This is a genomic window from Puerhibacterium sp. TATVAM-FAB25, from assembly GCF_046535855.1.
GTDB classification, from domain to species: Bacteria; Actinomycetota; Actinomycetes; order Actinomycetales; family Cellulomonadaceae; genus Puerhibacterium; species Puerhibacterium variabilis_A.
Genome location: NZ_JAXUAK010000021.1, coordinates 13,179 through 27,001, shown reverse-complemented (window position 1 = coordinate 27,001; position 13,823 = coordinate 13,179). Strand labels below are relative to the sequence as shown.

General features: G+C 74.9%; 11 protein-coding genes and 1 pseudogene. 3 read left to right on the top strand and 9 right to left on the bottom strand.

The genetic code is table 11. The annotated features are described in order from the left end of the window. Positions 1-50: 50 nt before the first annotated feature. From U5M74_RS14855 to eno, 7 genes and pseudogenes are all read right to left on the bottom strand, one after another. Entirely contained in the window at positions 51-1,547 is a 1,497-nt protein-coding gene (locus tag U5M74_RS14855; protein ID WP_410909702.1) for an NAD(P)/FAD-dependent oxidoreductase, read from the bottom strand. 101 nt (positions 1,548-1,648) lie between these two features. Further along, complete coding sequence (locus U5M74_RS14850) at positions 1,649-1,897, bottom strand: hypothetical protein (RefSeq protein WP_410909701.1); 249 nt, start codon at positions 1,895-1,897, stop codon at positions 1,649-1,651. Continuing rightward, positions 1,894-2,109: pseudogene (locus U5M74_RS14845) on the bottom strand (PadR family transcriptional regulator); the annotation flags it as partial. The gene U5M74_RS14850 and the pseudogene U5M74_RS14845, both read right to left, overlap by 4 nt. A gap of 94 nt (positions 2,110-2,203) precedes the next feature. Continuing rightward, on the bottom strand, positions 2,204-3,196 hold the full coding sequence (locus U5M74_RS14840) for an exopolyphosphatase (RefSeq protein ID WP_410909700.1): 993 nt from the start codon (positions 3,194-3,196) through the stop codon (positions 2,204-2,206). Positions 3,197-3,236: 40 nt separating this feature from the next. Then, positions 3,237-3,746 carry a DUF501 domain-containing protein gene (locus tag U5M74_RS14835; RefSeq protein ID WP_410909699.1) on the bottom strand — a complete coding sequence of 170 codons (510 nt, stop codon included), beginning with the start codon at positions 3,744-3,746 and terminating at the stop codon, positions 3,237-3,239. A gap of 91 nt (positions 3,747-3,837) precedes the next feature. Beyond that, positions 3,838-4,365: an FtsB family cell division protein gene (locus tag U5M74_RS14830; RefSeq protein ID WP_410909698.1), complete on the bottom strand. Its 528-nt coding sequence runs from the start codon at positions 4,363-4,365 to the stop codon at positions 3,838-3,840. Positions 4,366-4,830: 465 nt separating this feature from the next. Then, the gene (gene eno / locus U5M74_RS14825; protein WP_410909697.1) at positions 4,831-6,111 is read right to left on the bottom strand and encodes a phosphopyruvate hydratase; all 1,281 of its coding nucleotides are present in this window, start codon (positions 6,109-6,111) and stop codon (positions 4,831-4,833) included. Between the two features lie 200 nt (positions 6,112-6,311). Between eno and U5M74_RS14820 the strand changes: the two genes are divergently transcribed. Then, on the top strand, positions 6,312-7,847 hold the full coding sequence (locus U5M74_RS14820) for an ABC transporter permease (RefSeq protein WP_410909696.1): 1,536 nt from the start codon (positions 6,312-6,314) through the stop codon (positions 7,845-7,847). A 78-nt stretch (positions 7,848-7,925) separates the two neighbouring features. Next, positions 7,926-8,591: an ABC transporter ATP-binding protein gene (locus U5M74_RS14815; protein ID WP_410909695.1), complete on the top strand. Its 666-nt coding sequence runs from the start codon at positions 7,926-7,928 to the stop codon at positions 8,589-8,591. Between the two features lie 25 nt (positions 8,592-8,616). On the opposite strand, the gene U5M74_RS14810 is transcribed toward U5M74_RS14815, so the two are convergent. Continuing rightward, positions 8,617-9,306, bottom strand: coding sequence for a PAS and ANTAR domain-containing protein (locus tag U5M74_RS14810; RefSeq protein ID WP_410909694.1), 690 nt, complete (start codon positions 9,304-9,306; stop codon positions 8,617-8,619). Between the two features lie 221 nt (positions 9,307-9,527). Between U5M74_RS14810 and U5M74_RS14805 the strand changes: the two genes are divergently transcribed. Beyond that, on the top strand, positions 9,528-9,866 hold the full coding sequence (locus tag U5M74_RS14805) for a hypothetical protein (RefSeq protein WP_410909693.1): 339 nt from the start codon (positions 9,528-9,530) through the stop codon (positions 9,864-9,866). Positions 9,867-9,919: 53 nt separating this feature from the next. Here U5M74_RS14805 and mfd read toward each other — a convergent pair whose 3' ends face one another. Further along, positions 9,920-13,552 carry a transcription-repair coupling factor gene (gene mfd, locus U5M74_RS14800; protein ID WP_410909692.1) on the bottom strand — a complete coding sequence of 1,211 codons (3,633 nt, stop codon included), beginning with the start codon at positions 13,550-13,552 and terminating at the stop codon, positions 9,920-9,922. Between the last annotated feature and the right edge of the window lie 271 nt (positions 13,553-13,823).

Genomic DNA, 13,823 nt, shown 5'->3' with positions numbered 1-13,823 from the left:
AGGTCCCGGCCGCCGCCGTCGGTGCGTCAGCGCGTCAGCGCGTCAGCGCGTCACCACTTCTGGGCGCCCACCTTGTCGGCGTCGTCCGCGTCGACCGGCTTGCCCTCGGCGGCCGAGACCGCGGAGGACGTCGCCTTCTGCTCCACCTTCTCGCCCGGCTTGGCCGGCGGCACCGACGCGCGGCGGAACTCCTCGCGCGGGTCGTGCACGGAGCCGAGCGAGATGACCTCGCGGCCCATGAGGAACTGGCCGATCCAGCCGACCAGGATGCGCAGCTTGCGGTTGCCCGTCGGCATCGCCATGACGTGGTAGCCGCGGTGCGCCAGCCACGCGAGCGGGCCCTTGAGCTTGAGGAAGCCGAAGAGCTCGGCGACGCCCTTGTACAGGCCCAGGGAGGCCACGACGCCGACGCTCTTGTGCGAGTACTCCTCGACCGGCTGGCCCTGGTAGCCCGCGACGATGTTGTCGGCCAGCTTGGTGGCCTCGCGGATGGCGTGCTGGGCGTTCGGCGGGCAGAACTTGCCCGGGTTCAGCACGTCCGGCACCGCGGCGCAGTCGCCGGCGGCCCAGGCGTCGGGGACGACGTTGCCGTCCTCGTCCGCGACCTGCAGCGTCGGCAGCACGATGACGCGGCCCATCTTGTCGAAGGGCAGGTCCGAGGCCTCCTTGATGACCGGGTTGGCCTTGACGCCGGCGGTCCACACGATCGTCTCGGTGTCGAACTCCACGCCGGTGGAGGTGACCACGTGGCCGTCGACGCACGAGCTGAGGAACGTGTTGAGGTGGAACTCGATGCCGCGCTTCTGCATCTCCTCCAGGGCCCACTGGCCCATGGGCTCGGAGACCTCGGGCAGGATGCGGCCCGCGCCCTCGATCATCACGAAGCGCAGGTCCTCGGGCTCGATCGTCGGGTAGTGGCGCGTGGCGTAGCGCGCCATGTCCTCGATCTCGGCGATGGCCTCGACGCCGGCGAACCCGCCGCCGACGAACGTGAAGGTGAGCATCTTCTTGCGCAGCTCGGGGTCCCAGGTGGACGAGGCGACGTCCATGCGGTTGAGCACGTGGTTGCGGACCGCGATGGCCTCCTCCACGTTCTTGAACCCGATGGCGTTCTCGGCCAGGCCCGGGATGGGCAGGGTGCGGGAGACGGAGCCGAGGCCGACGACGAGCTGGTCGTACGAGACCTCGTAGTCCGGGCCCTCCTCCGGGCGGATCGTGACGCGCTTGTCGCCGTGCGCGATGTTCACGACCATGCCCTGCAGCACGTCGATGCCCTTGAGGGCACGACGGTGCGGGGCGACGACGTCACGGGCGTCGATGGACCCGGCGCCGGCCTCGGGGAGGAACGGCGCGTACGTCATGTAGGGGCGAGGGTCGACGACGACGATCGCCGCCTCGCTCTTCTTCAGCTTCTTGCGCAGGCGGCGCGCCACGTAGAGCCCGACGGACCCACCACCGAGCACCACGATGCGGGGCACCTTGCGGGGGCGGGGCGTCGGGGTCGGCTTCGTGGCAGCGTCGACCGTGGCCAGGTCGTTCTGAGGCATGAGGCCAGTCTACGGCGGCCCGGCGTCCCCGCAGGCGGGCGTCTCGCATCTCACACGGCGTCGCCCGGGGCAACAAACGGCGAGGCGCCCGGAACGCCGCCTCAGCGGGACGCGGCCGCCGTCGTCGCACCCTCCGGAAGAGGCTCCGCAGCCGGCGCGTCGGCCGGCGCGACGGCCGTCGGCGCCTTGAGGAACGGCCACGGCATCCGGTCGGCCAGCGCCTCGGCCAGGTCGGCCTCGAGGCCGTCGGTGAGGTCCTCGACGACCTCGGGCCCCAGGTCGGCCAGGTGCAGGCGCACGGCCTGGGCGTAGCCGCGGACGTGGGCGTCGAGCAGGTTTCCGGTGGTCACTCCTGCCACTCCTTGCGCCGGGTCGCGAGCATCGCCCGTCCGTGCGGGGTGATGCCGTAGTACTTGCGGTGCGGGCCCTCGATCGAGGGCTGGACGTAGCTGGTCAGCGCGCCGGCCGCGTACAGCCGGCGCAGCGTGCCGTACACCGAGGCGTCGCCGACGTCGTGCAGCCCCTGCGCCCGCAGGCGGCGCACGACGTCGTAGCCGTACCCGCGCGATGCGTACTAGCGGTCGCGGGCACGCCCCGACACGCCGTCGGCGTACCGGGGTGTGCGGAGGCCTGGGTGAGGACGCGCGAGGACGCCGTCAGGCGACGGAGAGGGCGATCCCGTCGAGGATGTCGTGCTCGCTCGTCACGACGCCGGTGAGCGCACCGCCCTGGGCGGCGACCTCGTCGCGCACGCGGGCGACCACCTCGCCCCACACGAGCGCCCCGGCGCCGATCACGTCGGCGCGGCCGGGGTGCATGAACCCGAGCGCGAGGCGCTCCTCGCGCGTCATGTGCAGCAGCCGGTCGCAGGCCTCGAGCACCTGCTCGACGGTCAGCTGCGCGCCGTCGACCCGCTCGCGCTGGTAGCTCGGCAGGTCCAGGGCGAACGCGGTCACGGACGTGACCGAGCCGGCGAGGCCGACCAGCGTCGTCGTGCGGCCGAGCGGCACCACCGCGGCCGCGGCGTCGAGCGCCTCGCGCACGTCGGCGCGCGCGGCGGCGACCTCCGCCTCGGTGGGCGGGTCGCTGCGCAGGTGGCGCTCCGTGAGGCGCACGGAGCCGACGTCCATCGACACCGCCGCCTCGGGCGCCTCGGTGCCCAGCACCAGCTCGGTCGACCCGCCGCCGAGGTCGACCACGAGGAACGGCCCGGCGTGCGCCGCGGACACGGCGCCGGTGGCTCCGCGGAAGGACAGCTCGGCCTCCTCGTCGCCGGAGACGACCTCCGGCGCGACCCCGAGCGCGTCGACGATCCCGGCGACGAACGCCTCGCGGTTGCGCGCGTCGCGCGTGGCGGAGGTGGCGACGAACCGGACCTCCTGCGCCCCCGTGGCCCGGACGGCCTCCGCGTACTCGCGCGTCGCCGCGAAGGTGCGCTCCAGCGCCTCGGGGTGCAGCTCGCCCGTGCGGTCCACGCCCTGGCCGAGCCGCACGATGGTGGTGCGGCGGTCGACCTCCCGCAGCGTGCCGTCGTCAGCCACGTCGGCCACCAGGAGGCGGATCGAGTTCGTGCCGCAGTCGACGGCGGCGACGCGGCGGCCGCCCTTCGCGGGGTCGGCGGGGTGCTGCAGGGTGGCGGGCTCGGTCACGCGGACCACCCTCTCACCCGGCGCCGACGGCGGCAGCCGGTCAGCACGTGCAGCGGTCCCGGCGCCACGTCGGCGCGGCCAGCTCGAGGGCCTCCTCGCCCAGCGGGTTGACGCCCGGGCGGGCCAGCGCGTGCGCCATGAGCACGTGCAGGCACTTGACGCGGGTGGGCATGCCGCCGGCCGAGATGCCGTCGATCTCCTCGACCTGGCCCAGCTCCGCGCGGTCGGCGAGGTAGGACGCGTGGGCCCGGGCGTACGCGGCGGCGAGCTCGGCGTCCTCCTCGAGGCGCGCCGTCATCTCCTTCATCACGCCGTTCGCCTCGAGCGTCGAGGCCGCCGCGACGGCGCCCGGGTGCGTCAGGTAGTACGTGGTGGGGAACGGCGTGCCGTCGGGCAGCCGCGGCACGGTGCGCGCCACGAGGGGGCGGCCGCACACGCAGCGCGCGGCGATGCCCACGACGCCGCGCGGCTCGCGGCCGAGCTGCTCGGCGAGGACCTCGAGGTCGGCGGGCGTGACGTCGGTGGGGTCGGCGGGGACGGGGTGGCTCACGTCCCCATTGTCCCGTAGGCGGCCGGTGGCCGCGGACCGCCGCCCGCGGCGGTGCGGCAGCGGTGGCCCGGCAGCCGGCCCGGCGGGAGCGTCAGCCGTCCGACGGCGCGGGGCTCGCCGAGGACGACGCGCCGGTCGACGGAGAGGGCGCCGTCGAGAGCGCCGTCGAGGGCGCCGTGGACGGCCGCGTGGACGACTGCGTCGACGCCGCCGGCGTCGGGCCGTCGGCGACCTGCACCGACTCCCACAGCGTCGTGAACCAGGGCCGGTCCGAGTCGCCGTCGGTGCCGACGACGCCGTCGGTCACCGGCTTGCCGGTGACCGGGTCGACGTCCTCCACCACGCTGTCGGCGTCCAGCACGCGCCACACGTGGTCCCCCGGCATGACGAAGCTCAGCCGGTCGCGGGCCTGCCCGACGACGTAGGACTCGTCGTCCCAGCGGGCCAGCTCGCGGTCCAGGGCGTCGCGCTCCGCCTCGTGCGCGGCGAGCTCGGCGCGCAGCGCGTTGGTCTCCGAGGTCTGCTGCACCCACGCGCGCACCGTGGGCACGAGCAGCACCGCCGCGATCATCACGACGACGGCGAGCACGATGAGCCGCACCGTGAGCACCTCGGGCATCGACCGGGACGCGCGCCCGGCGGCGCCGCGCGGGGCGGGCGCCGCGGCCGCCGCCGGCACCGAGCCGTGCGCCGTCGTCCGCGGCCGTCCCGACCCCCCGCGGGCGCCCGTGCCCCGGGCGCCCGCCGCGCGCGACGAGGGGCGGGACGCCGGGCGACGCGCAGGCGGCGGGGTGGGACGACGGGTGGGCACGTCGTCGATTGTGCCCAGCGCGCCGGTCGCCCGCCCGCAGCGGCGTCGGCGCGGCGACGTGTCTTCACCCACCCCGCCGCAGAACCTTCACAGTCCGGGCGAACCGGGCGGCCGTGCACCGTCCGTCAGCACCGGCGCAGGCCAGGGCGTGCGCCCGTGCTGGCACGACGGGCGGCACGCACGGGCCGGGACGCGCGACGGCGCCCGGCCGCAGGAGCGACCGGGCGCCGTCGGGAGCGCCTCCCGCACCGGCCGGGTGCGGGCTCCGGGGCGTCAGCCCTGGAAGCGCGGGAAGGCCGAGCGGCCCGCGTAGCGGCCGGCGTCGTCGAGGGCCTCCTCGATGCGCAGCAGCTGGTTGTACTTGTTGATGCGCTCGCCGCGGGCCGGGGCACCGGTCTTGATCTGGCCGGCGTTGGTGGCCACCGACAGGTCCGCGATCGTGGTGTCCTCGGTCTCGCCCGAGCGGTGCGACGTCATGGTGGTGAAGCCGTTGCGCTGCGCCAGCTCGACGGCGTCGAGCGTCTCGGTGAGCGTGCCGATCTGGTTGAGCTTGACCAGCAGGGCGTTCGCCGACCGCAGCTCGATGCCCTTGGCGAGGCGCTCCGGGTTGGTGACGAACAGGTCGTCGCCCACGAGCTGGACCTTGTCGCCGACGCGGCCGACGAGCGCCGACCAGGCGTCCCACTCGTCCTCGGACAGCGGGTCCTCGATGGAGACGAGCGGGTAGTCGGCCACGAGCTGCTCGTAGAACGCGATCATCTCGTCGCTCGACTTGGCGCCGCCCTCCCACTGGTAGGCGCCGTCGGAGAAGAACTCCGTCGCCGCGACGTCGAGCGCGAGCGCGACGTCGGTGCCCGGCGTGAAGCCGGCCTTCTCGATGGCGGAGAGGATGAGGTCGAGCGCGGCGCGGTTGCTCGTGAGGTTCGGGGCGAAGCCGCCCTCGTCGCCGAGGCCCGTGGACAGCCCCTGGGCCTTCAGCACCGACTTCAGCGCGTGGTAGACCTCGGTGCCGGTGCGCAGGGCCTCCTTGAAGGTGGAGGCGCCGATCGGGGCGACCATGAACTCCTGGATGTCGACGTTGGAGTCCGCGTGCGACCCGCCGTTGAGGATGTTCATCATCGGCACCGGCAGCACGTGGGCGTTCGGGCCGCCGACGTAGCGGTACAGGTCCAGGCCGGCCGACTTCGCGGCGGCCTTCGCGACGGCGAGCGAGACGCCGAGGATGGCGTTCGCGCCGAGCTTGCCCTTGTTGGGCGTGCCGTCGAGGTCGATGAGGGTCTGGTCGATGATCCGCTGCTCCTCGGCGTCGTAGCCGATGAGCTCCGGGGCGATCTCGTCGATGACGGCGTTCACCGCGCCCTCGACGCCCTTGCCCAGGTAGCGGCCCTTGTCGCCGTCACGGCGCTCGACGGCCTCGAACGCACCGGTCGAGGCGCCGGAGGGGACGGCGGCGCGGGCGAACGTCCCGTCGTCGAGCACGATCTCGACCTCGACGGTGGGGTTGCCGCGCGAGTCCAGGATCTCGCGTGCGCCGACGGCTTCGATGCTAGCCACGGGTGCTCCTTCTGATGATCGGTGTGGGTCGCACTCAGCCTACGGCGTCGGGGTCCCCGGGCGTCACGGTGACCACGCACGGTCCCAGGGTCCTGCCAGCGACCTGGCACCGTCGCCCCAGGTCACGGCCCTACCGTCCGGTCCGTCCTCGCCGGACGGCCACCGGGCCGTCCCCTGCACCCCGGGAGCACGCCGTGTTCATGACCTACCTCCGGCGCGAGCTGCGCCACCGACGCAAGCAGACCGCCGTCGTCGCCGTCGGCCTGGCCGTCGCGATCGCCCTCGTCATCGTCGTCTCGTCGGTGTCCGCCGGCGTGCGCGACGCCCAGGCCTCCGTGCTGGAGTCCGTCTACGGCGTCGGCACCGACGTCACCGTCACGCAGACGGCCGAGCCCGGCGCCGGCGGCGGCCGCTTCGACTTCGGCGAGGACCAGGGCAGCACGGACGACGACGGCGCCACCCAGCTGTCCCAGGACCGGCTGAGCGTCCAGCGCGGGACGGCGTCGTTCGCGGCCGACACCCTGGCGACCATCACCGGCCTCGACCACGTGGCCTCCGCGACGGCCACCCTGTCGCTCGAGAACACCTCGTTCTCCGGCGAGCTGCCGCAGGCGCCGCTGGAGGGCAGCGACGCCAGCGACGGCACCGACGGCACCGACGGCGCGCAGGCCGCGCCGCCCACCGACGGCGCGACGTCCGGCGAGGGCCGCGGCTTCGGCGGCGGCTCGTTCGACGTCAGCAGCTTCACCGTCACGGGGGTCGACCCGGCGGCCGACGCCGTCGGCCCGCTCACCACGGTCGAGGTCGCGGAGGGGCGCGGCCTCGAGGCCGCCGACGCGGAAGCGCGCGTCGCCGTGCTCGACGCGCAGTACGCCGCGCATGGCGACCTCGCCGTGGGCGACACGCTGACCGTCGCCGGCACCGACCTCGAGGTCGTCGGCACCGTCGCCTCCACCACCGGCGACGACGTCGCGACGGCCTCGGACGTCTACGTCCCGCTCGCGCTCGCCCAGACGCTGTCCGGCCTCGCGGACCAGGTGACCGACGTCTACGTGTCCGTCGACTCCGCCACGGACGTCGAGGCCGTCGCCGCCGCGATCGGGTCCGCGCTGCCGGACGCGAGCGTCAGCACCCAGTCCGACCTCGCCGGCGACGTCACCGGCTCGCTCTCGACCGCCTCGAGCCTCGTGGGCAACCTCGGCACCTGGCTGTCGGCGGTCGTCCTCCTGGCCGCCTTCGGCCTCGCGGTGCTCTTCACCGTCTCCGGCGTCAACCGCCGCACCCGCGAGCTCGGCACGCTCAAGGCGATCGGTTGGCGGCGCCGCCGCGTCGTCGGGCAGGTCGCCGGCGAGGCCGTGGTGCAGAGCCTGGTCGGCGGCGTCGCGGGTCTCGCGCTCGGCGCCGTCGCCGTCCTGGCGATCAACCTCGCGGGCATCACGCTCAGCGGCTCGTCGGGCGGCGGCCTCCAGCTCGGCGGCCCGGGCGCCGGAGCGGCGGCCGGGGGCACCGGCACCGCGGTGCAGGGCGCCGCGCCGGGCGGCCCGTTCGGTGGGGGCGGCGGGCTCGACGACGCCGCGGCCTCGGCGGTGGACGTCGTCCTGCACGCCTCGGTGACCCCGTGGGTCGTCGCCGCAGCCGTCGGCCTGGCGCTGCTCGGCGGCCTGCTGGCCGGCGTCGTGGGCGGCTCGCGCGCCGCCCGCCTGCGCCCCGCCGAGGCCCTCCGCTCCCTGGCCTGACCTCCGACCGGCCCTCCCGGCCGCTCCCGACCCACCTCCCGACCTCTCCCCCCGACCTCTCCCCCGAAGGACCCGACCATGTACCAGATCGCGGGACTGACCAAGACCTACGCGGCCAAGGGCCGCACCGTGCAGGCCCTGCAGGACGTGGACCTGGAGATCGGCGACGGCGAGCTCGTCGCGATCCAGGGCCCCACCGGCGGCGGCAAGTCCACGCTGCTGCAGATGCTCGGCGGCCTGGACCGGCCGACGTCGGGCTTCGTACGCCTGGCCGGCGACGACATCGCCACGATGGACGACGCCGCGCTGACCCGGGTGCGCGCCGAGCGCATCGGGTTCGTGTTCCAGGGCTTCAACCTCATCCCCACCCTGACGGCGCAGGAGAACGTCGAGACGGCGCTCGTGCCGGCGGGCGTCGCCGCGGACGATCGTGCCGCCCGGGCACGCACCGCGCTCGAGCAGGTGGGGCTCGGCGAGCGCACCGGGCACCTGCCGAGCGAGCTGTCCGGCGGCCAGCAGCAGCGCGTGGCCATCGCCCGCGCGCTGGTCAAGGAGCCGTCGGTGCTGCTGGCCGACGAGCCGACCGGCAACCTCGACGAGGCGACGCGCGACGAGATCGTCGAGCTGCTCGAGGGGCTGTGGAAGGAGGGCCTGACGGTCGTCATGGTGACCCACGACTCCGTGGTGGCGCGGCGGGCGCAGCGGCGCCTGCGGATCGCCGGCGGGCGGGTCAGCGAGGTCTGACGCCCGGAGAGGGTCGAGCGACGGCTCAGGCCAGGGCGGCGTCGGACCCGGGCCGCTCCGGCGACGGCTCGGCCAGGTAGGCGTCGACCTCCGCGGCGGTGGGCACGCCCGGGCGCCCGGGGCCGCTGAACCGGCGCAGCAGGCGGTCGGCCAGCTCGCGGACCGGCACGTTGAGCCGGTTGGAGGCGAGCCGGAGGTGGCCGAAGGCGTCGTCGGCGTCGATGCCGTGGACCACCATGAGCATGCCCTTGGCCTGCTCGATCGTGCCGCGGTGCTCCGCCGACGCCTGGATCGCCCGGGACGCCTCCCGCTGCGCGGCCCGGCGGTGGACGTCCGTCATGTCGATGAAGTAGCCGGCGACCTCCGTCGCGGCCTCGCCCTCGGGGCCGCGACGGGTCTGGCCGGTCACGACCACCAGGTGGAGCCGCCGCTGGGCGTCGTAGACGCGGTGGACGGCGCTGAACGGCTCGCCGGTCGTGGCCGCGCGGCGCAGCACCGCGTCGACCTGGGCCAGGTCCTCGGGGTGGGCGTGCGAGAGCATGAGCTCCGCGGTGGGGACGACCTCCCCCGGCTGGAACCCGTACATCGCGTAGATCTCGGCCGACCACGCCCAGCGCCCCGTGCCGAGGTCGAGCCGGTACCGGCCCACGGGCGGGTGCTCGCCGGCCGTCAGGACCGACTCCGTCGTCTCGTCGAAGAGGTCGCGCTCGCTCATCCCGTCCGCCGCACCCCCAGCCCGCCCGGTCGTCGGGCGCCGGGACCCGGGCGCCTCGCGGGGCACCCGGGGCGCGCGCCCCTCCTCATCCTGCGTGCCGCCGCCCCCGGCGCCAAGCCCCGCCGCGCCGTGGCGTGCCACCGGATGTGGCCGGACGGTCCCCGGACGGTGCCCGGACGGTGCCCGTGCGAGCGCCCGGGCCGCGGCCGATCCTGTCGGGCATGGACGCTCATGAGCTCGTCAGGGTGCGGCACGTCATCCGCGACGGTGTGCCGCAGGGCGTGCAGGTCATCGGCCGGCCCGAGGTGCAGGCCGAGTACACGAGCATGCTGCGGCGCACCAGCCACGGCCTGCCGCCCGACGAGGCGCGCTGGGCCGACGCGCTCAACGCCCTGGACTGCCTCGGGTTCCGCACCACCCGCATCGCGACGACCAGCCACACGGACGAGACGGTCCACGAGCTGGTCCTGCGGCGCGAGGCCGCGCCGGACGCCGGCACGGCGCCGCCCGCGCACGCGGCCAGCGCGCCGGCGCGGGGGCGGCCCCGCGCCGCGCGCTGACGGCGGCGTGCCGGTGCGGCGCCCGTGTCATCGCCCGCGGGTGACGGCTCCCGTCAGCGTCGCCCGGCGGCGGCCGCCTGCGTCCCGGCCGACGCGGCGGCCGACACGTCGCCCAGCACCACCGCGTCGATGAGCTGGCGCGCCCACGCCAGCACCTCGGCGCCGCGCAGCGGGCGGCCACCGATCCGCGCCGTCGTCGGGAACGGCACGAGGACCGCCCGGATCGCGGGCTTCTGGACGGTGCCCGGGTACAGCCGGCGCAGGCGCAGCTGCGCCGACTCGGGCAGGTCCACCGGCGCGAACCGCACGTACTTGCCCTGCGCCGTGACGTCCGTGACCCCGGCCTCGCGGGCGTGGTTGCGGAAGTCGGCGACGTCGAAGAGCGCGCTCGCGACGTCGGGCAGCTGCCCGTACCGGTCGACGAGCTCGGCGCGGACCTCGGCCAGCGCCGCGGCGTCCTGTGCGGCGGCGATCTTCTTGTAGGCCTCGAGGCGCAGGCGCTCGGTGGCGATGTAGGACTCCGGCAGGTGGGCGTCCACGGGCAGCTCGACGGTGACCTCGGGCTGCTCCTCCTCCTTCTCCCCGCGGAACGCCTGGACGGCCTCGCCGACCATGCGCACGTACAGGTCGAACCCGACCCCGGCGATGTGGCCGGACTGCTCGCCGCCCAGCAGGTTGCCGGCACCGCGGATCTCGAGGTCCTTCATGGCGATCTGCATGCCCGCGCCGAGGTCGGTGTGGGCCGCCATCGTGGCGAGGCGGTCGTGCGCCGTCTCGGTCAGCGGCCGCTCCGGCGGGTAGAGGAAGTAGGCGTACGCCCGCTCGCGGCCGCGGCCCACGCGCCCGCGCAGCTGGTGCAGCTGGGACAGGCCGAGCATGTCGGCGCGCTCGAGGACGAGGGTGTTGGCGTTGGAGATGTCCAGGCCGGTCTCGATGATCGTGGTGCACACCAGGACGTCGAGCTCCTTCTCCCAGAAGGCGCGGATCACCTGGTCGAGCTGGTGCTCGCTCATCTTGCCGTGGGCCACGCCGACGCGGGCCTCGGGCACCAGCTCCTGCAGGCGCGAGGCGGTGCGCTGGATGGTCTCGACCTTGTTGTGGACGTAGAAGACCTGCCCCTCGCGCAGCAGCTCGCGGCGCACCGCGGCGGCGATCTGCTTCTCCTCGTACGGCCCCACGTAGGTCAGCACCGGGTGGCGCTCCTCCGGCGGGGTCTGCAGCGTCGACATCTCGCGGATGCCGGTGACCGCCATCTCCAGCGTGCGCGGGATCGGGGTGGCGGACATGGCCAGCACGTCCACGTTGGTGCGCAGCTGCTTGAGCGTCTCCTTGTGCTCGACGCCGAAGCGCTGCTCCTCGTCGATGATCACCAGGCCGAGGTCCTTGAACCGCACCCCGCCGGTGATGAGGCGGTGGGTGCCGATGACGACGTCGACAGTGCCCTTCGCGAGGCCCTCGATGGTCTCGGCGGACTCCTTCTCCGTCTGGAACCGGCTCAGCGCCCGCACCGTCACGGGGAACCCGGCGTAGCGCTCAGAGAACGTGTCGAAGTGCTGCTGCACCAGCAGGGTGGTGGGCACCAGCACGGCGACCTGCTTGCCGTCCTGCACGGCCTTGAACGCGGCGCGGATGGCGATCTCGGTCTTGCCGTAGCCGACGTCGCCGCACACGAGGCGGTCCATCGGCACCGACTTCTCCATGTCGGCCTTGACCTCGTCGATGGTGGAGAGCTGGTCGGGCGTCTCGACGTAGGCGAAGGCGTCCTCGAGCTCGCGCTGCCACGGGGTGTCGGGGCCGAAGGCGTGGCCCTGGGTCGCCATGCGCGCGGAGTACAGGCGGATGAGCTCGCCGGCGATCTGGCGCACGTGCTTGCGCGCCTTGGCCTTGGTGTTCTTCCAGTCGGCGCCGCCCATCTTGTTGAGGCTGGGCGCCTCGCCGCCGGTGTACTTGGTGACCTGGTCGAGCTGGTCCATCGGCACGAACAGCCGGTCGCCCGGCTGGCCGCGCTTGCTCGAGGCGTACTCGATGACCAGGTACTCGCGGGTGGCGGCGTTCGCGCCGGCGCCGAGGGTGCGCTGCACCATCTCCACGAACCGGCCGACGCCGTGCTGCTCGTGCACCACGAAGTCGCCCGCCTTGAGCTGCAGCGGGTCGACGACGTTGCGCCGGCGGCTGGGCATCTTGCGCATGTCGCGCGTGGTGGTGCCGGCGCGGCCGGTGAGGTCGGACTCGGAGAACACGGCCAGCCGCAGCTCGGGCGCGACGAACCCCTTGCCGACCAGCGCGGGGGTGACCAGCACGACGCCGCCGTCCGGCTCCTCGTCCATCCGCGCGACCAGCCGGGCGGCGGTGTCGGCCGCCATGAGCTGCTCGACCATGCGCTTGGCCGGGCCGGGGCCCTCGGTGGTCAGCACCAGCCGCCAGCCGGCCTTCTGCAGGTCGCGCACGTCGTCGAGGGCCCGCTGCATGTCGCCGCGGTAGGACTCGACGTCGCGGGCGCCGACCGTGTAGGTCGTGGCGCCGTCGGCGTCGACGCCCGCCCCGTCGGCGCCCGCGGCGGCGCCGTCGCCGAGCTCGGCGTCCTGGCCGAACGCCGACAGCGTCCACCAGCCCAGCCCGCGCCGGGCCGCGACCTCGCGCAGGTCGGCGAACGTGGAGAACGACGCGGCGGACAGGTCGATCGGCGCCTTGCCGCCGGCGACCGCGCCGGTCCAGGCGGCGGCGAGGAACTCCTCCGTGGTGGCCACGAGGTCGTGGGCACGGCGGCGCACCCGCTCGGGCTCGTCGACGACCAGCAGCGCGTCCTCGGGCACCAGGTCGAGCACGGGCACCATGCGGTCCACCAGCACCGGGGCGAGCGACTCCATGCCCTCCACGGCCACGCCGGCGGCCAGCTTGTCGAGCATCTCCACGGCGCCCGGCAGCCGCTCCACCAGCTCGCCGGCCCTGGCGCGCACCTCGTCGGTGAGCAGGATCTCGCGGCACGGCGGGGCCCACAGGCCGTGCTCGGCGACCTCGAGCGAGCGCTGGTCGGCCACGGCGAACCAGCGGATCTCGGTGACCTCGTCGCCCCAGAACTCCACGCGCAGCGGGTGGTCCTCGGTGGGCGGGAAGACGTCGAGGATGCCGCCGCGCACGGCGAACTCGCCGCGGCGCTCCACCATGTCGACGCGGGAGTACGCCGCGGCGGTCAGCCGCTCGGCGACGTCGGTGAGGTCGGCCGTATCGCCCAGGTGCAGCTCGACCGGCACCAGGTCGCCCAGGCCCGCGACGACCGGCTGCAGCAGCGCGCGCACCGGCATGACCAGCACCCGGATCGGGCCGGTCGGGCCCGGCTCGGCGGCGGGGTGCGCCAGGCGGCGGAACACGGCGATGCGCTTGGCCACCGTGTCGGCGCGGGGGCTGAGCCGCTCGTGCGGCAGGGTCTCCCACGCCGGGAGCACCGCGACGTCGTCCGCCCGCTCGTCCGGCAGGTAGGCCCGGATGCTTGCCGCGGTCTCGTCGGCCTGCCGGCCCGTGGCGGTGACGACGACGAGCGGGCGCCTGGCGGAGGCGGCGACCAGCAGGGGCGGGCGCGCCCCCTGCGGGCCGACGACGTCGACGAAGCCGCGCGCCGGGACGTGCTCCACCGCGGCGGCCGCGCCGGGGTCGGTGAGCAGGGCGGGGATGAGGCCGGTGAGGTTCACGGGGATCCTTCGATCGTTCTCGCGCACGACGACGAGCCCGGAGATCCTCCTGGGTGGGGGGTCCGGGACTGCCCCACCAGGTTACGCGCCGCCCCCGACGAGGCGCAGGGCGCCGAATTCACCCCGCCGCGGCGCAGGTCCCCCCGTCGTGGCGTTCCGTCGCGCGCCTCCGCCCGGCGAGGATGGCGGGCGGGGGTCCGCCGGCCTCGCGGGAGCAGGCGGACGGAGCGGGCGGACGGAGCGGGCGGACGGAGCGGGCGGACGGAGCGGG

Excerpts from the sequence above, each read along its gene's own strand:
- U5M74_RS14855 (WP_410909702.1), bottom strand. The coding sequence starts at position 1,547 with ATGCCTCAGAACGACCTGGCCACGGTCGACGCTGCCACGAAGCCGACC.
- U5M74_RS14830 (WP_410909698.1), bottom strand. The coding sequence starts at position 4,365 with ATGCCCGAGGTGCTCACGGTGCGGCTCATCGTGCTCGCCGTCGTCGTG.
- U5M74_RS14820 (WP_410909696.1), top strand. The coding sequence starts at position 6,312 with ATGACCTACCTCCGGCGCGAGCTGCGCCACCGACGCAAGCAGACCGCC.
- U5M74_RS14815 (WP_410909695.1), top strand. The coding sequence starts at position 7,926 with ATGTACCAGATCGCGGGACTGACCAAGACCTACGCGGCCAAGGGCCGC.
- U5M74_RS14810 (WP_410909694.1), bottom strand. The coding sequence starts at position 9,306 with ATGAGCGAGCGCGACCTCTTCGACGAGACGACGGAGTCGGTCCTGACG.
- U5M74_RS14805 (WP_410909693.1), top strand. The coding sequence starts at position 9,528 with ATGGACGCTCATGAGCTCGTCAGGGTGCGGCACGTCATCCGCGACGGT.